This is a genomic window from Wenzhouxiangella sp. XN24 (assembly GCF_011064545.1).
GTDB lineage: Bacteria > Pseudomonadota > Gammaproteobacteria > Steroidobacterales > XN24 > XN24.
The window spans coordinates 78,318-95,815 of sequence record NZ_JAAMFG010000035.1; the positions used below are offsets into that span (position 1 = coordinate 78,318).

General features: G+C 70.2%; 15 protein-coding genes. 13 read left to right on the forward strand and 2 right to left on the reverse strand.

Annotated features, from left to right (window positions below; genetic code table 11):
- Nucleotides 1–64: 64 nt before the first annotated feature.
- The 11 genes from G6032_RS11350 to G6032_RS11400 all read left to right on the forward strand — a co-directional run bounded on the left by G6032_RS11350 (nucleotide 65) and on the right by G6032_RS11400 (nucleotide 13,010).
- Complete coding sequence (locus G6032_RS11350) at nucleotides 65–3,190, forward strand: FimV/HubP family polar landmark protein (protein ID WP_165282268.1); 3,126 nt, start codon at nucleotides 65–67, stop codon at nucleotides 3,188–3,190.
- Between the two features lie 4 nt (nucleotides 3,191–3,194).
- The gene (locus tag G6032_RS11355; protein WP_165282269.1) at nucleotides 3,195–3,911 is read left to right on the forward strand and encodes a hypothetical protein; all 717 of its coding nucleotides are present in this window, start codon (nucleotides 3,195–3,197) and stop codon (nucleotides 3,909–3,911) included.
- Entirely contained in the window at nucleotides 3,908–4,711 is an 804-nt protein-coding gene (gene truA / locus G6032_RS11360; protein ID WP_165282270.1) for a tRNA pseudouridine(38-40) synthase TruA, read from the forward strand. The genes G6032_RS11355 and truA overlap by 4 nt, the downstream gene beginning before the upstream one ends.
- A 91-nt stretch (nucleotides 4,712–4,802) precedes the next feature.
- A complete protein-coding gene (gene accD, locus G6032_RS11365; RefSeq protein WP_165282271.1) occupies nucleotides 4,803–5,681 on the forward strand; it encodes an acetyl-CoA carboxylase, carboxyltransferase subunit beta in 879 nt (292 codons plus the stop codon).
- Between the two features lie 7 nt (nucleotides 5,682–5,688).
- On the forward strand, nucleotides 5,689–6,954 hold the full coding sequence (folC, locus tag G6032_RS11370) for a bifunctional tetrahydrofolate synthase/dihydrofolate synthase (RefSeq protein WP_165282272.1): 1,266 nt from the start codon (nucleotides 5,689–5,691) through the stop codon (nucleotides 6,952–6,954).
- A 37-nt stretch (nucleotides 6,955–6,991) separates the two neighbouring features.
- The gene (locus G6032_RS15825; RefSeq protein ID WP_206211948.1) at nucleotides 6,992–7,708 is read left to right on the forward strand and encodes an SPOR domain-containing protein; all 717 of its coding nucleotides are present in this window, start codon (nucleotides 6,992–6,994) and stop codon (nucleotides 7,706–7,708) included.
- 17 nt (nucleotides 7,709–7,725) lie between these two features.
- Nucleotides 7,726–8,220, forward strand: a complete 495-nt coding sequence (locus G6032_RS11380; protein ID WP_165282273.1) for a CvpA family protein — start codon at nucleotides 7,726–7,728, stop codon at nucleotides 8,218–8,220.
- Nucleotides 8,221–8,227: 7 nt separating this feature from the next.
- Entirely contained in the window at nucleotides 8,228–9,736 is a 1,509-nt protein-coding gene (purF, locus tag G6032_RS11385) for an amidophosphoribosyltransferase (protein WP_165282274.1), read from the forward strand.
- A gap of 22 nt (nucleotides 9,737–9,758) precedes the next feature.
- Entirely contained in the window at nucleotides 9,759–11,015 is a 1,257-nt protein-coding gene (locus G6032_RS11390) for a protein kinase (RefSeq protein WP_165282275.1), read from the forward strand.
- On the forward strand, nucleotides 11,012–12,352 hold the full coding sequence (locus tag G6032_RS11395) for a DUF3422 domain-containing protein (RefSeq protein ID WP_165282276.1): 1,341 nt from the start codon (nucleotides 11,012–11,014) through the stop codon (nucleotides 12,350–12,352). Before G6032_RS11390 ends, G6032_RS11395 begins: the two co-directional genes overlap by 4 nt.
- 13 nt (nucleotides 12,353–12,365) lie before the next feature.
- Entirely contained in the window at nucleotides 12,366–13,010 is a 645-nt protein-coding gene (locus G6032_RS11400) for a tRNA-(ms[2]io[6]A)-hydroxylase (RefSeq protein ID WP_165282277.1), read from the forward strand.
- A gap of 82 nt (nucleotides 13,011–13,092) precedes the next feature.
- Here the strand turns inward: G6032_RS11400 and G6032_RS11405 are convergent, their stop codons facing one another.
- Both G6032_RS11405 and G6032_RS11410 read right to left on the reverse strand, forming a co-directional pair.
- Nucleotides 13,093–13,839, reverse strand: a complete 747-nt coding sequence (locus G6032_RS11405; RefSeq protein WP_165282278.1) for a UDP-2,3-diacylglucosamine diphosphatase — start codon at nucleotides 13,837–13,839, stop codon at nucleotides 13,093–13,095.
- Nucleotides 13,840–13,852: 13 nt separating this feature from the next.
- Nucleotides 13,853–14,428 carry a peptidylprolyl isomerase gene (locus tag G6032_RS11410; protein WP_165282279.1) on the reverse strand — a complete coding sequence of 192 codons (576 nt, stop codon included), beginning with the start codon at nucleotides 14,426–14,428 and terminating at the stop codon, nucleotides 13,853–13,855.
- Between the two features lie 58 nt (nucleotides 14,429–14,486).
- On the opposite strand from G6032_RS11410, the gene gltX reads away from it, so the two are divergent.
- Together gltX and cysS are read left to right on the forward strand one after the other, a co-directional pair.
- Entirely contained in the window at nucleotides 14,487–15,989 is a 1,503-nt protein-coding gene (gene gltX, locus G6032_RS11415) for a glutamate--tRNA ligase (RefSeq protein WP_165282280.1), read from the forward strand.
- A gap of 11 nt (nucleotides 15,990–16,000) precedes the next feature.
- Nucleotides 16,001–17,491, forward strand: a complete 1,491-nt coding sequence (gene cysS, locus G6032_RS11420) for a cysteine--tRNA ligase (RefSeq protein WP_165282281.1) — start codon at nucleotides 16,001–16,003, stop codon at nucleotides 17,489–17,491.
- Nucleotides 17,492–17,498: the final 7 nt, after the last annotated feature.

The window sequence follows — 17,498 nt, forward strand, 5'->3', positions numbered from 1 at the left end:
GGTCGTGCATGGCTAAAGCCGGTCTTGGCGGTGTATGCCGCAAGGTCGCCTTCAGGGAGTGACAATGTCGCGCAAGCTGATTCTTCTCGGGGTGCTGTCCCTCGTTCTCGCGCCTGGCGTGGCCTTGTCCGTCGGACTGGGCGATATCCGGCTGAATTCCTACCTGAACCAGCGCATGGACGCGGAGATTCCGCTGCGTCTCAGCTCTCGCCAGGACCTCGAATCGCTGGAGGTGCAACTGGCTTCCCGGGAGACTTTCAGCCGCTACGGGCTCGATCGTCCCGGCTTCTTCGACGAACTGGAGTTCCGCGTCCGGGGCAACGATCCCGCGAACGCGGTGATCGACGTCACGTCCGCGCAGCCGATCATCGAGCCGTTTTTGACCTTCCTCGTGGAGGTCAACTGGAATGGCGGACGCATCCTGCGCGAGTACACGGTGCTGCTCGATCCGCCGACGTTCCTGCCGGCGCGCGAGCCGGCCGCGGTCGAGACCCCGGCGGCCCCGGCCCCGGCCACCGAAACGCAGCGTCCGGCGCCCGAGGCGCGTCCCGTGCCCGCACCGCGACCCATTGCCTCGCCGGCCCCGGGCGCCGCCACGGAGTTCGGTCCGGTGCAGCGTAACGACACGCTGTGGGAAATCGCCCGGCGCGTTCGTCCGGACAGCGCGCTGACCACCAACCAGGTGATGGTGGCGTTGTACCGGGCCAACCCGAATGCCTTCGGCGGCAACATCAACCGGCTGCGCGCCGGCGCCATCCTGCGCGTCCCGAGCCGCGCGCAGATCGCGTCGGTGTCCACCGGCGAAGCGAATGCCGAGGTCCGCACCCAGAACCAGGCCTGGCAGGGCAGCGCCGCCGCGGCGCCTGCACGGCGCCTCGAACTGGCGCCGCCGACCGAAGCGCCCGATCGGGCCGCGCCGCCGGCGACCACCGCCCCCGGGGCCACCGAGCCTGCCGCGGCATCCGCTGCGGCCGCGCCGTCCCCGCAATTGCTCGAAGCCGTCGAACAGCTGCGCGGCGAGCTCGCCGAAACACGCCGGCTGATGGAATTGAAGGACGCGGAGATCGCCGCGCTGCAGTCACGCCTGGCGGAGATCGAGTCCGAGGGCGTGCCCGTGCAGCCGCTGCCCACGGCCCCCGTGGAACGCCCGGACGCCGTCGAGCCGGACGCGACCGAAGCGCCGGGCGAGGCCGTGGTCGAAGCCGAGCCCGCGCCGGAACCGGCGGTCGAGCCGACCCCGGAGCCCGCGCCTGTCGTCGTCGCGCCGGTCGTCACGCCGCCGGTGGCGGCACCGTCGCTGATGGATCGTGCGCTGCTGTTGCTGGGCAGCCTGTGGTTATGGCTGGTCCTGGCCATCGTATTGATCGTCGCAGCCGTGGTGCTGTTCCTGCGTCGCCGCAACGAGAGTGAGAGCTCCATCGAGGAAGACCTGGCCGAAACCGGCAAGTGGGCGGCCCTCGATGCGGCCGCCGGAAAAGCCGCGCCGGAGGCCACCGCCGGGATCGCCGCGGCCGCAGCCGGTGCTGCGTCCACGCCCCCGCCGCCACCGCGACCACGCGATACGCTCGAATCGATCCTGGTCGAGGAGAGCAAGCCGGCCGCGCCGCCTCCGGAGCCGGAGCCGCTGCCTGCGCCCGCGCCCGAGCCGGAAACCGCCGGCGACGAGGACTACCAGTATCCGTTCGAGGACACGATCGCCGGCGAAACGGGTATCAACCTGGACCAGTCGGATCCCATGGCCGAAGCCGACTTCCACATGGCTTATGGGCTGTACGACCAGGCGGCGGAGATCGTGAAGAAGGCGATCGAGCGCGAGCCGGATCGCTACGACCTGCGGCGCAAGCTCATCGACATCTGCTTCGTCTGGGGCAATGCCGACGAGTTTCTCGCGCAGGCCCGGGCCGTGCGCGAGATGGGCGGTGCGGACCAGGCCGCCGACTGGGCCAAGATCGCCATCATGGGACGCCAGATCGCCCCCGGCGAGGCCATGTTCGCCGCAGGGGAGGCACCGTCGGTGGACGTGGACCTGGGCGGCGACACCGCGGCACCCCAGGACACCAGCGAATCCGGGGAATGGCTCGATTTCGACGTCGGCGAGTCGGATGAACCCGTCGCCACACTCGGCGATACCCGGGAGCATCCCGGCCCGGGCGCGAGACGGCCCATCGAGGAGACCGCGGAACTGAACCTGGAGGACCTCGGCATCGACCTCGACCTCGGGGAATCGGGCGAGCACGCGCTGGAGGATCTCGCGGCGCAAGTGCCGGACGAAGCCGGCGACGAGAACGAGGACCAGTTCACGGGCACCATGCGCCTCGAGGACACCCCCGCATTCGACACCTCCGCCGACGAGTCGGACGAGCCCGATACCCGTCTCGCTCCGGGCCCTTCGTTCCCGGCCGAGGACGAGGACGATGACGGCGGCACGCTCATGATGGAAGCGCTCGATATGCCGCCGAGCGACGACCCGACCCAGCGCGGCGAAGCGCTCGGGCTGTCGGAGGACGATCCGACACTGTCGGGCCTGTCGGGCATATCGCGCGATGCGCTGGGCGAGGACGATACGTTGCTGCGCGAGGCGAGGCTGTCCGGGGAGGGCGACGAATCCCCCGGCGAGGACGATCCCACCCTGACGGGTTTCGAGTCGCTGGCGGCCGATGTCGGCGAGGACGAACAGGACGACGACGAGGATCGCACGATGCTGGCCCGCTTCGAGGCCGCGGACGATTCGCCGACCACGGAGATGGGCACGATCGACGAGGACGTCGATCTCGACCTCGACGAGCTCACGCAGGTCCTCGAGTCCGACCTGGAATCCTACAAGTCCGAGGAAGACGCCGACGCCACCCAGATGGCGCCGCGTTATCCGGGCGAATCCGACGGCGATGCGGACGCCACCATGATGGCCCCGGCGCTCGAGGAACGCGGTGAGCAGGACGAGGACGACGATGCGACGCAGATGTCGCCTCGCCCGGATGCCGAAGAGGCGGGCGCGTCGTATGAAGCGGGTGATACGCGCGAGATGTCGCCGGTCGAGATGAACGAAGTGGGCACCAAGCTGGACCTGGCGCGGGCCTACATCGACATGGGCGACCCGGAAGGCGCCCGCAGCATCCTCGGCGAAGTCCTCGAGGAAGGCGACGAGGCCCAGCGCGAAGAAGCCCGCGAGCTCCTCGACAACCTCGACTGAGGCCATGGATCCGGCGGCCGGCGTTGCCGCGCCGGATGAAAATCCCGGCGGTTTTCATCCGGCTTTCCGGATCCTCCTGCTGGTGGCGCTGGCCGCCATGCTGTTCCGCTATTCGTTGAGCGGGATCGCGCTCGCGCTCGCGGGCCTGATGCTGGGCGCGGCCGCCGCCGGCGGGGAAACCCTGCGGGGGATCCTGAAGTCCCTGCGCCGCATCCGCTGGCTGTTGCTCTCCATCGTCATCATCTATCTCTGGGTCGCACCCGAGCCGCAGGCCGCGGGTCGTCCCTGGTACCTGCCGGCCTGGAGCGATATCGAGATCGCCCTGCAACGCGCCGGCGTGCTGGTGGTGCTCGTCACGGCGGTGGAACTCCTGCGGCGTCGCACGAGCGTGCCGGCGATGGCGGCGGGGCTGCTGGTGCTGCTTGCGCCGCTGACCCGCCTGGGTGTCGATACCGGCGTCTTCGCGCGGCGGCTCGCGATGACGCTGGATGCGGTGCCGCTGACCGCGGAGCGTGTCACCGCCGCCGCCGGCGCGCGACGCGCGGGCCGCGGGCTGGCCGGCTGGGGAGACGCGGCGGCCACGCTCGTGCGTGAACTCGAGACAGGCGCAATCGAGGCCCCATCGGATGCGCGCCTGCCGCGCCTGCCGCGCCCGCGGGTCAGCGACTGGCTGTGGCTGGCGGCGGGGCTCGCGGCCTGCTGGCTGGTGGGCCGGTTGTGAGCGGGCCGTTGCCGGGCCAGCGGCGGATCGCCGTCGGCGTGGAATACGACGGTGCCGGGCTGTTCGGCTGGCAGGTACAGAAGGACGGGCCGAGCGTGCAGGCGGCGCTGGAGACCGCGTTGTCCGCGGTGGCCGACGAAGCCGTGCGGGTGGTCGGCGCCGGGCGCACGGACACCGGCGTCCACTCGACGGGCCAGGTGGCCCATTTCGACACCGCCGCCCGGCGCCGCCCCCGTGCCTGGCTGCTGGGGGCGAACAGCGCATTGCCGCCCGGCATCGCGTTGCGCTGGGCGGGCGAGGCACCGGACGGCTTTCACGCCCGCTTCTCCGCCGTGGCCCGCAGTTACAGCTACCTGTTGCTCAACCGGGAGGCGCGTCCGGCGCTGTGGCGCGATCGCGCCTGGTGGGTCCGCCGCCGCCTGGATGCCGAACGCATGCACGCCGCCGGCCAGGTCCTCGTCGGGCGGCACGATTTCTCCGCGCTGCGGGCCTCCGAGTGCCAGTCCCGGACGCCGGAGCGCTGCATCCACAGCCTGGAGGTGACGCGGCACGGTGACTTCCTGCGCCTTGACGTGACGGCCAACGCGTTCTTACATCACATGGTGCGCAACATCGTCGGCACGCTGGCCGCGGTGGGCCGCGGGGATCGCCCGCCGGACTGGGTGGCGGAGGTGCTGGCCGGCCGGGATCGACGCCTCGCGGGTGCCACGGCCCCGGCCGCGGGCCTGTATCTCGTGCATGTCGATTATGGCGGCCTGCTGCCGACGCCGCCGGCCGAGCGTCCCGGGCCGCTGAGTTGAGCGCTTTCGTTTATCATCGGCCCGGGTCGTCGCTGCGATGCGGCGGGCGCCGCGCCGCAGCAAGCCGCACGCCGAGTCGCGAGGGGAAGGCATGAACTGGTTCGACAAACTGATGCCGTCACGGATCAAGACCCAGGGCGGTACGCAGGGCCGCAGCCGCTCCGTGCCGGAGGGCCTGTGGACGAAGTGCCCGGCCTGCGACGCGGTGCTGTACCGCGCCGAAGTCGAGCGCGCCCTGTCCGTCTGTCCCAAGTGCAGCCACCACATGCGGATCAACGCGCGCGCCCGGCTGAAAATGTTCCTCGATCCGGGTACGGGACGGGAAATCGGCCAGTCGTTGCAGCCGGAGGATCCGCTGAAGTTTCGCGACAGCAAGCGCTACCGGGACCGGCTCACCCAGGCCCAGAAGACGACGGGCGAGCAGGACGCCATGGTGGCGATGACCGGCCAGCTGCTCGGTTTGCGCCTGGCGGTCTGCGCCTTCGATTTCCAGTTCATGGGCGGCTCGATGGGCTCCGTGGTCGGGGAGCGGTTCCGCCGGGCCGTCGACGCGGCCTGCGAGCAGCGCATGCCGCTGGTGTGCTTCTCCGCGAGCGGCGGGGCGCGCATGCAGGAAGGACTCTATTCGCTGCTGCAGATGAGCAAGACCGCCGCCGCGTTGCGACGCCTGGCCGATGCCGGGATGCCCTACGTGTCGGTCATGACGGACCCGACCACCGGGGGCGTGTCCGCCAGCCTCGCCATGCTGGGCGACATCAACATCGCCGAGCCGAAAGCGCTGATCGGTTTCGCCGGACCGCGCGTCATCCAGCAGACGGTCGGCGAGACGCTGCCCGAGGGTTTCCAGCGCAGCGAATTTCTCATTCGTCACGGCGCGCTCGACATGATCGTCGATCGGCGGGAGATGCGCGCCACCATCGGCGCGTTGTTGTCGATGCTCACCCATCGCCCGCTGCAACAGGCCGGCTGAGGGCCGCTTGGCAGCCCGCGACCTCGCCGCCTGGCTGGAGTGGCAGGAGCGGCTGCATCCGACCGAGATCGAGCTGGGCCTCGAGCGGGTCCGGGCCGTGCTCGAGTCGATGGACCTGGCGCAACCCCCCTTTCGCGTGGCGACGGTCGGCGGCACCAACGGCAAGGGCAGCTGTGTCGCCGTGCTCGAGGCGCTCGGGCTGGAGGCCGGCTGGGCCACCGGCGCCTACACCTCGCCGCACCTGCGCCGCTACAACGAGCGGGTGCGGATCGGCGGCGTTGACGCCACCGACGCCGAGCTGGTGGCGGCCTTCGAGGCCGTGGAGGCCGGGCGCGGGCGGACCAGCCTGAGCTATTTCGAGTTCGGCACGGTGGCTGCGCTGGAGATCTTCCGCCGGCGCGGCGTCGAGTGGGCCGTGCTGGAGATCGGGCTGGGCGGACGGCTCGATGCGGTCAACGCCGTGGACCCCGAGGTCGCGGTGGTGACGTCGATCGGGCTCGACCACGTCGAGTGGCTCGGTCCGGACCGCGAGAGCATCGGTCGCGAGAAGGGCGGCATCTTCAGGCGCGGCCGGCCGGCGGTGATCGGCGATCGTGATCCGCCCGCCACCCTGCTGGCGGCGGCCGGTGAGGACGCGCTGCGGATCGGCAGGGATTTCGACTGGCGCACTGACGGCGATCGCTGGCACTGGCGCGGCCCGAACGGCCGCAGCTATACCGGGTTGCCGCGCGGGCCGCTGGCCGCGCCGGTGCTGCTCGACAACGCCGCCTGCGCCATCGCCGCCTTCGATGCGCTCGATGCCGTGGCGGACGACGAGACGCTGCCGGCGCGCGCGCTGGCGCGGATGCGCCTGGCCGGCCGCCTGCAGCGCATCGACGGCCCGGTGACCTGGTGGCTGGACGTGGCTCACAACCCGGACGGTGCGGCGGTGCTCGCCGCCGCACTGCGCGCGGCGCCCTGTCGCGGCCGGACGATCGCGGTATTCGGCCTGCTCGGCGACAAGGACGCGCCCGGCGTGGCGGCGGCTCTCGACGGTTGCGTGGATCACTGGGTGCTGGCATCACTGCCCGGGCCGCGCGGGCGCTCCGCCGGCATGCTGGCCGATGTCGTCGTGGCGCACCTCTGCGGCAGCATCGAAACCGCGTCTTCGGTCGCGGCTGCCTGCGCCTCGGCCGCGGCGGCGGCGCGGCCGGGCGACCGCGTCGTGGCCTGCGGTTCTTTTCATGTAGTGGGCCCGACGCTCGACTGGCTTGAGGTATACTTCGCGCCCTAGTCTGAATGACGCCGGGTGGCGTTTCGGCCCTGGCAATATGGAGCGGAAGCTGAAGGAAAGACTCGTCGGCGCCACGGTCATCGTGGCGCTCGGGATCATCATTATCCCGTGGCTTCTGGATGGCCCGGCGCAGGCCCCGCGCCCGGTCGAAAGCGCGATCGAGCTGCCGCCCGTCGAGTCGCCGGGACGCACGTACACCATTCCGCTGGATCCGGGCGCCGGACCGCCCGTGCAGATCGACAGCGAGGAGCGGCAGATGAACGGCGTGGGCGCCGTGCAACGGCCGGCGCCGGTGGAGCCGGCACCGCTTGATCCCGGTGACGGAGACCCTGCGCCGGCGGGCGCGGAACAGCCCGAACAGCCGCCGCCCCGGCCGGCGCCTCAGCCCGCTGCCCCAGCCCCGGACACCGGGACCCCGGCTGCCGGAGAGAACGATCGCGCAGCGCCACCCGCGCGTGAACCTGCGCCCGAACCGGCCCCGCAACCCGCACCCGCCGCACAGCCGGCGCCGGCGAGCGACGCGTGGAGCGTGCAGGTCGGCAGTTTTTCCCAGCGCGACAATGCCCAGGCCCTGCAGCAGCGGCTCACGGCCGCCGGATTCGATGCTTTTGTCTCCCGCGTGGTGACCGACGCGGGTACCCTTTACCGCGTGCGCGTCGGGCCGGTGCCCGACCGTGCCGCGGCGGACCGATTGCTGGTGCGGGTTCGCGCCGCGGGGCACGGCGGCGCCCGGGCCGTGCGGGTCGAAGACTGATGGCAAGCAGCTGAGCCATGGTGATCATCGATTACATCCTGTTGGGCGCGCTGGCCGTTTCGGTGGTGATCGGCTTTTTCCGCGGCTTTTTTCGCGAGGCGTTGTCGCTGGTGAACTGGGGCCTGGCCGCCTGGCTCGCGTGGCGATTCTCGCCGCTGGTCGAGCCTTTCCTGGATGCGGTCAGTTCGCCCGCGCTGCAGCTCTGGCTGAGCCGGCTCATCGTGTTCGTGCTCGCGCTGCTGGCCGGCGCGCTGCTGTCGCACCTCGTCGTCATGCTGGTGCGCAAGACGGGCCTGAACGGCACGGACCGCGTGCTGGGCATGCTCTTCGGCGCGGCGCGCGGCGTGCTCGTGATCGGTATCCTGGTGATCGGTTTCCAGATGCTGGAGATGGACCGTGAACCCTGGTGGCAGGACTCGTGGATCGTCCCGCGGACGGCTACGCTGACGGGACACCTGCGTGAATTCATCGATGCCGGGCTCGACAAGGCCGGCGATCTCATCACGGAGTAGAAGATCAATGTGCGGAATCGTGGGAATCGTCGGCACAGGCTCGGTCAACCAGGCCCTGTACGATGCGCTGACCGTGTTGCAGCACCGCGGCCAGGATGCCGCGGGCATCGTCACGGCGGACGACCGGATCCACATCCGCAAGAACAACGGGCTGGTGCGCGACGTGTTCCAGCGCCGCCACATGTTCAAGCTCACGGGAAACATGGGCATCGGCCACTGCCGTTATCCGACCGCCGGCAGCTCCAGCCGCACGGAGGCGCAGCCCTTCTACACGAACTCGCCCTACGGCATCTGCCTGGCGCACAACGGCAACCTGACCAATGCCGATGAGCTCGCCGACCTGGTGATCCGCGAGGACCACCGGTATCTCAATACCGCCTCCGACTCGGAAGTGCTGCTGAACGTGTTCGCGCACGAGCTGGAAAAGGTCGACGGGGAATATCCCAGCCCGGCGCAGATCTTCCGCGCCGCCGAGGGCATCTATCGCCGCTGCCAGGGGGGCTACGCGGTCGTCGCGCTGATCATGAACACCGGCATCGTCGGCCTGCGCGATCCCTGCGGGATCCGCCCGCTGATCGTCGGCTACCGCGACGTGGACGGGCGCCGCGAACACATGCTGGCCTCGGAGAGCGTGGCGCTCGACATCGCGGGTTTCGAGGTGCTGCGGGACGTGTTGCCGGGCGAGGCGGTGTTCATCGATCTCGACGGCGGGCTGCACATGCACCAGTGCGTGCCGGCGACGCGGCGCAGCCCCTGCCTGTTCGAGTACGTCTATTTCGCGCGGCCCGATTCGATCATCGACAACATCTCGGTCTACAAGGCGCGCCTGCGCATGGGCGAGGCGCTGGCCGACCGCATCATCCGCATGCGGCCGGACCACGACATCGACGTGGTGATCCCGGTGCCGGACACCAGCCGCACCAGCGCCCTGCCGCTGGCGCACCGGCTCGGCGTGAAGTATCGCGAGGGCTTCATCAAGAACCGCTACATCGGCCGGACCTTCATCATGCCGGGACAGACGCTGCGCGAAAAATCGGTGCGCCGCAAACTGAACGCCATCGACCTGGAGTTCCGCAACAAGAACGTGCTGATCGTGGACGACTCCATCGTGCGCGGCACCACGTCGCGGCAGATCATCGAGATGGCCCGCGAGGCGGGGGCACGCAAGGTGTATTTCGCCTCGGCGGCGCCGCCGGTGCGGTACCCGAACGTCTACGGCATCGACATGCCGGCCGCGGCGGAGCTGATCGCGCACGGTCGCAGCGAGGAGGAGGTCCAGGAGCTCATCGGCGCCGACTGGCTCATCTACCAGACCCTCGAAGATCTGTCGCGCGCCGTCCAGCACGACAACGCGGACATCCACGAGTTCGACTCCTCCTGTTTCTCCGGTGAATACGTCACCGGGGGGATCACCTCGGAGTACCTGCGCAAGGTCGAGGAAAACCGTTCGGACTCGGTGCGCCATGTGCGCGACAGCCGGCACGCCGGCGCGCCGGCCGCCGTCGAAGTCTTGTAACTGCCGGCAGCGCCACGGACCGATGCGCATCCTCATCGTCGATGATCACCGCGATTACCGGACCTGGCTCGGCCATCACCTGTCCGCCGCGCAGCCGGGGGCGGACATCGTCGATCACGAGGCGGCCGGCGAAGATCCCTGGCCGGAGGGCTTTGCGGCGACCGACTGGGACCTGGTCTTTCTCGATCACCGCGTGGGCATGCACGACGGACTCGAGTTGCTGCGCGACCTGAAATCGCGCGAGGACTGCCCGCCGATCGTGTTCCTGACGCCCCAGGGCGACCAGCACGCCATCGCCCGGGCGCTGCAGGAAGGCGCGGACGATTTCCTGCCGAAGGGCCGCAGCACGCACGACCACATCAGCCGGATCGTGCGCGAGGCGCTGCGCCGGGGCCGCCGCATGCCCGGCGCTGCGACGCGCGCGGCCGACGAGGACGCGCCTTCTTTCCGCCTCAAGGGACACCGGTTCCTGAAGGCGCTGGGCAGCGGTTCGACGGCCTCGGTGTATCTCATGGAGCGTGAGCGCAACGAGCAGCTGGCGGTCGCCAAGGTGTTCCGGCATGTGCCCGACCGGGTCGATCACTTCGCCCCCCTGCAGCGTTTCCTGCGGGAATACGAGGTGATTTCCGGCATTCGCCATCCGAATGTCGTGCAGATTTTCGATCTCGGCATCGCCGACGACATGGCCTTCATCGTCATGGAGTATTTCTCCGGGGGGCACCTCGGCGAACGTCTCGCGAAGGGCATGCCGATGCAGGAGGCGCTGGAGTATCTCGCACAGGCGGCCCGCGCCCTGGCTGCGATCCACGCGGTCGGCGTGCTGCACCGGGACCTCAAGCCGGCCAACATCATGCTGCGCGACGACGCCACGCTGGCGGTCATCGACTTCGGCGTCGCCAAGCTGCGTGACGCCGCGGCCGAACTCACGGGGCTCGGCGAGGTCTTCGGCACCCCGTACTACATGAGCCCGGAGCAGGGCGAAGGCACCCCGGTCGACGAGCGCTCCGACATCTACAGCCTGGGGGTCGTGTTCCACGAGATGCTCACGGGGCGCAAGCCGTACGTGGCGGGCTCGCCCATCGCGGTCATCTGGAAGCATCGGCACGCCCCGCTGCCGCGCCTGCCGAAGTCGATGGCGGAGTGCCAGCCCCTGCTCGATCGCATGATGGCCAAGGCGCGCGAGGAGCGCTTCGCCTCGGCCGACGAGCTGCTCGCCGCGGTCGTGGCCCTGCAGGCCCCCGACCCGGTGGCCGAAGTCTCCGGGGAGCCGGGTACATGAGCGCCGACGAGACACGGAAGAGTTCCGGTGGCGCGGCCGGCGAGGAGGCGTCGCTGTTGCCGGCCGGCCATCCCCTCAGGGAGGAACTGTACGGCGAATCGCATGCGAGGCCGTTCCCGGTCGTGTCCGCCCCGGTGCGGATCAGCCACCTGGCGATGCTGGCCGATCCCGGCGAGGCGGCCGCGCATCGCGCCCGTCTCGAGGCGCTCGCCGCCGTCCACGGCGTCGCGCCGCCGCCGCCCGACACGATGGCCTGGTATGCGGCGTTCCCGGGCTTCACCGTGCGCTGGGAACGGCACACGGAATTCTGCACCTACACCTTCCTGCGCCCGGACGACCACGAGGTGCCCTTCGCCCGTACCGCGATCGACGTCCTGCCGCAGGGCTGGCTGGCCTCGCTGCCCGGCGCGCTGCTGGTGGCGGTCCACGCGACCGTCGTCGCCGGCGAGCCGCCGGACCCATTCTGTCCCGAACTGCAGGCGCAGTTCGACGGCAAGATGGTCGTGGGCAGTCGGATCGTCGACGACCGGGCGGTCGTCTGGACCTCCCTGCAGCTGCACGGCGACGGGTTTGCGCGCTACCTGGTCTGCAACATGGGCCTGAACGATTTCCAGACGGGGCGCACGGTGCAGCGCCTGCTGGAGATCGAGACCTACCGGATCCTGGCGCTGCTGGGCTATCCCGAGGCCAAGCGTGTCTGGCCGCGGGTCAGGCGGCTCGACATGGAGCTCGCGCGCCTCATCGACCGTCTCGCGCGCACCGACGGGCCCACGAGCGAGCAACAGCTGCTGATGGAGCTGTCGGGGATCTCGCAGGCGATCGAGCACATGCGCTCGGACACCAATTATCGCTTCTCCGCGACCCGCGCCTACATGGCGGCAATGAACCGGCGCCTCGAGGACCTGCGCGAGCACAAGTACCCGGGCCGCTCGTCCATCACGAAATTTCTCGAGCGACGCATGCGTCCCGCGCTGGACACCTGCGATTCGGTGGACGCGCACCTGCAGGACCTTTCGCTGCGCGTGGCGCGGGCCACCGAGGCACTGCGCGCGCGCATCGAGACCAGCATCGAGGAACAGAATCGCGACATGCTGGAATCCCTCAACCGCCGCAGCCTGCAGCAGCTGCGCCTGCAGCAGACCGTCGAGGGTCTGTCCGTGGCGGCCATCAGCTATTACCTCGTCGGCCTGTTGAATTACGGCCTGAAGGGCCTGGAGAAGGCGGGACTGGCTTTGCCGGTCGAAGCGCTCACCGCCCTGCTGATCGGGCCCGTCGTGCTGGGGGTCTGGTGGCTGGTGCGCTGGCGCCGCAACCGCATCAACGCGCGCCACAACTGATGCGGATCGGGACATGAATTCCCGCGCCGCGCCGACCGTGCCCGTCCCACCGCCTGTGCTCGCCGCGCTCGTCGAGTTTCTCGGTGCGCCGACGCCGTCCGGCTGGATCGACGCCGCTGCCGATCCGGCGGCCTTGCCGACGTTGCTGGTGGACCATGCCAATTGCGAAAAGAAGGCGGCCTCCACGGCGCTCGCGATGCTGTTTCGCTACGAGGACCACGACGCGCTGACCGAGCGGCTCTCGCGGCTTGCGCGCGAGGAGCTGCGGCATTTCGAGCAGGTCCGCCAGCTGATGCGGCGACGGGAGATCGAGTGGCGCCGCGTCCCGGCCTCGCGCTATGCGGCCGGCCTGGCCGCCGCGGTGCGCAAGGCGGAGCCCGGGCGGCTGGTCGATCGCCTGGTGGTGGGGGCCTTCATCGAGGCCCGCTCCTGCGAGCGATTCGCCTTGCTGGCGCCGCGTCTCGACGCGGAGCTGGGCCGCTTCTATGCGGGGCTGCTGGCGTCCGAGGCCCGCCATTTCCAGCATTACCTGGAACTCGCGCGCGGCTTCGCCGGGGACGAACTCGACGCACGCATCGGCGAAATTCGGGCGATCGAGAATGCGCTCGCCACGGAGTACGACACGGAGCTGCGCTTCCACAGCGGCCCGCCGTCCTGAACCCGCGGCCCGCGCGCCGATGACCGCGTAGCGATGACCGCGGGTCCGCCACCGACGACCGCGCGACCGCGGCATCGACCGATCAGGGCGCCGCGTCGTCCGGCGACTCGCGCGGCAGCGTCCGCAGCACGAAGCCCTCCGCGTCCCAGGACAACACGCTGCCCTGCGTGTACCAGTCACCGAGTACGATGCGCGTGGCCTCGCGGCCGTCGATCTCGAAGCGATGCACGGCGGGACGGTGGGTGTGGCCGTGGACCAGCAGCGTCACGTCGTGCGCCCGCATCGCGGCGACCACGGCATCCTGTTCGACGTCCATGATCTCCTCGGCCTTGCCCGCCATGCTGGCGGCGCTCGTCTCGCGCAGTTGCCGGGCGATCGCGAGTCGTTCCGCGAGCGGCCGGGCCAGCATCGCCTGTTGCCACTGCGGATTACGCACCATCTGGCGGAACGCCTGGTACTCGCGGTCCCCCGTGCACAGGGTGTCGCCGTGCATCAGCAGCACGCGCTGGCCATACAGCTCGACGACGGTCGGGTCCGGCAACAGCGTGCACCCGCTGGCGGCTGCAAAACCCTCGCCGACGAGAAAATCGCGATTGCCGTGCATGAAATAACAGGGCAGGCCGCCGTCGGCGAGGCGCTTCAAGGCCTCGATCACGCGCGCTTTCTCCGGCTCCGGGTCGTCGTCTCCCACCCACGCCTCGAACAGGTCGCCGAGGATGTAGAGCGCCTCGGCATCCCGCGTCTCCGTGGCGAGGAACTCGAGCGCCTGGGTGGTGATGTCCGGGCGCGCCGGGTCGAGGTGCAGGTCGGAGATGAACAGCGTGGTCATGGCGGGCGCAGGCTCAGTCGCCCTCGACGACGCGTGCCGAGCTGATCACCACGGGGGCCTGCGGCACGTCCGTGGGGAACGGTCCGCCGCGCCCGGTCGGAATGGAGGCGATCTTGTCGAGCACGTCGAGGCCTTCGACGAGCCGGCCGAACACCGTGTAGCCCCAGTTGCCCGGGCTGCCGTCGAGGCGCGGGTTGTCCACCAGGTTGATGAAGAACTGCGCGGTGGCGGAATGCGGGTTGTTGGTGCGCGCCATCGCGATGGTGCCGCGCTCGTTGGACAGCCCGTTGCGGGACTCGTTTTCCACGGGCTCGCGCGTGTCGCGCTCCTCGAATTCGGCGTCGTAGCCGCCGGCCTGGGCCATGAAGCCGGGGATCACCCGGTGGAAGATGAGGCCGTCGTAATGGCCGTCGCGCACATAGCGCAGGAAATTCGCCGTGGTCGCCGGCGCCTTCGCCGGATCGAGTTCGAGCACCAGGGCGCCGTGGTTCGTGAGCAGCTCGACCCGGGGGGCGGCGGAACCCGGGTCTTCGGCGCCGGCGGGGGCGGAGACGAGCGAAAGTGCAAGCGCGGAGAGAATGGGACGCATCACGGGCTCCTTCGATGACAGAGGCCGAGACATTAGTCGAGCCGGCGGTGGGGCGCAAATGGGTCTGCCGACCCCCGTGACCGGCGCGGCTGCGGCGCTTCGGTCCACGGGTCGTGTCGCGATCCGCGCAGTCCGTTACCATTACGCGCTTATGTCCATCGTCACACGATTTGCCCCGAGTCCGACCGGGCGGCTGCACGCCGGCAACCTGCGCACGGCGCTGTTCAACTGGTGCCTGGCGCGCGGCGCCGGGGGCCGCTTCCTGTTGCGCTCCGAGGACACCGACGTGGCGCGCGAGGGACAGGGCGATCTCGAGAAACAGCTCGCCGACCTGGCGTGGTTCGGCCTCGACTGGGACGGCGGGCCGGACCGCAACGCGCCCGAAGGGCCGTTTCGCCAGTCGGAGCGTCGCGAGCTCTACCGCGAGGCGCTCGGGCACCTCGCGGAGACCGGGCATGCCTACACCTGCTACCGGACGGAGCCCGAGCTGAAGCAGCGCCGCGCGGAGCTCCGGCGTCGCGGCCTGCCGCCGCGTTACGACCGCGAGTGGGCACAGCTGCCGCATGCCGAGATCGTGCGCCGCCGACAGGCCGGGCAGATGCCGGTGATTCGATTCGCGGCCCCGCAGACCGGCGAAGTCGGCTGGGACGACCTGGTGCGCGGGCCGCGCAGCCTGCCGGCCGCCGAGATCGCGGATTTCATCCTCGCGCGCAGCGACGGTTCCCCGGGTTTTTTGTTCGCCAATGCGGTTGACGATGCCCTGATGGGCGTGACCCACGTGCTGCGCGGCGAGGATCACCTGGTGAACACGGCCCGCCAGCTCGTCATCCTCGAGGCGCTGGGCCAGCCGGCCCCGCGTTACGGCCACATGCCGCTGCTCGCGGGTGAAGACGGCACCAAGCTGTCCAAGCGCACCGGGGCGATGAGCGTCGGCAGCTTTCGCGATGCGGGGATCCTGCCGCTGGCCTTCGCCAACACGCTGGCCCGGCTGGGACATCCGTGGGAGGCGCCCGGCCTGCTGTCCATGCAGGACATGGCGGCGGGGTTCGATCCCGCGCGCCTGACGACCGCGGCGCAGCGTTTCGACATGGCCCAGGTCGGGCACTGGCAGCGCGCGGCGCTCGACGCCTTGCCGGCGGCAGACCTCGCGGCCTGGGCGGGCCCCGCCGCGCTCGAGGGGGTGCCCGCGGGCTTGCAGGAAAAATTCCTCGAAGCCGTGCGCCACAACGTGCTGCGGCCCGCCGAGGTCGCCGAGTGGCAGGCGATCCTGTTCGGCCCGCCGACCCTGGACCCGCCGCCGGACACCGCTGCGGCGCCCGGCCTGTTCGCGGCCGCCCTGGGCGCCTGGGAGGCGGGGGCGACGGACCACAGGCAGCTCGCCGCCGCGGTGAAGGACGCCGTCGGCGTCGGCGGAAAGCAGTTCTTCAAGCCCCTGCGCCTGGCCCTGACGGGCCGGACCGAAGGGCCGGATCTCGGCGCCCTGTTCGCCGTGATGCCCGGCGACACCATCCGTGCGCGCCTTGCGCAGCACGTCCAACCCGCGCCCGGCGCGGAAGCCTGACAAGGGACGCCATGCTCGTCATCCACAATTCACTCAGCGGTCGCAAGGAAGCGTTCACTCCCATCGAGCCGGGCAAGGTGCGGATGTACGCCTGCGGCATGACCGTTTACGACTATTGCCATATCGGCCATGCGCGGGCCCACGTGGTGTTCGACGTGGTGGCGCGCTACCTGCGCTGGTCGGGCTACCAGGTCGAGTTCGTGCGCAACATCACCGATATCGACGACAAGATCATCCGCCGCGCCGCGGAGAGCGGCGAGACGCTGCAGTCGCTCACGCAGCGCTACATCGATGCGATGAACGAGGATTTCGCCGCCATCGGCATCCTGCCCGCCGACCATGAGCCGCGTGCGACCGAGTACACGGACAACGGCAAGATCCAGGAGATGATCCAGGCGCTGATCGAGCGGAACCACGCTTACGCGGCCGACAACGGCGACGTGTATTACAAGGTCGCGAGCTTCCCCGAATACGGCAAGCTCTCCGGCAAGCGGCTCGCCGACCTGCGCGCCGGGGCCCGCGTGGAGGTCGACGAGGCCAAGGGCGACCCGCTGGATTTCGTCCTGTGGAAAGCCGCCAAGCCGGGCGAGCCGGCGTGGGACTCGCCGTGGGGACGGGGCCGCCCGGGCTGGCACATCGAGTGCTCCGTCATGTCCACGGAAATCCTCGGCGAGCATTTCGACATCCACGGCGGCGGGCTGGACCTCAAGTTCCCGCACCACGAGAACGAGCTGGCGCAAAGCTGCGGCGCGACGGGCGCGAAGTTCGTCAATTACTGGATGCACAACGGCTTCGTGCGCGTGGACGAGGAAAAGATGTCCAAGTCGCTGGGCAATTTCTTCACCATCCGCGAGGTGCTGCAGCGCTATCCGGCCGAGGCGATCCGCTATTTCGTCCTCTCGAGTCACTACCGCAGCCCGCTGAACTACACGGAGCAGAACCTCGACCAGGCCGTGGCGGCGCTGCGGCGGCTGTACACCGCGCTGCGCGGCGTGGCTGGCTCAGGCGGGTCCGACGCGGACTGGATCGAGCGCTTCCGCGCGGTGATGGACGACGATTTCAACACCGCCGAGGCGCTCGCGCTCTACCAGCAGCTGGCCGGCGAACTGAACCGGGCCAAGGACGCGGGCGAGACGGCCCAGGCCGAGCGACTCGCGGCGACCCTCAGGGACGTCGCCGGGGTGCTCGGCCTGCTGCAGACGGATCCCGATGCCTGGTTGAAGAGCGGGGGCCGGGGATTCGGCGCGGACGGGCGGCCGATCGCACTGCAGGCCGCGGCGTTACCCGAAGGTGTCGAGGGAGCGCTTGCGCCGGGCGAAGCCGATGCCGCGACAGCATCCATCCCGCTCTGCGAGCACGAGATCGACGCGCGCATCGAGGCGCGCAACGCGGCGCGCAAGCAGAAGGACTTCGCCGCCGCCGACCGCATCCGCGACGAACTGGCGGCGGCCGGCATCGTGCTCGAGGACGGTCCTGGCGGCACGCGCTGGCGGCGCGAGTAGGGCCTGG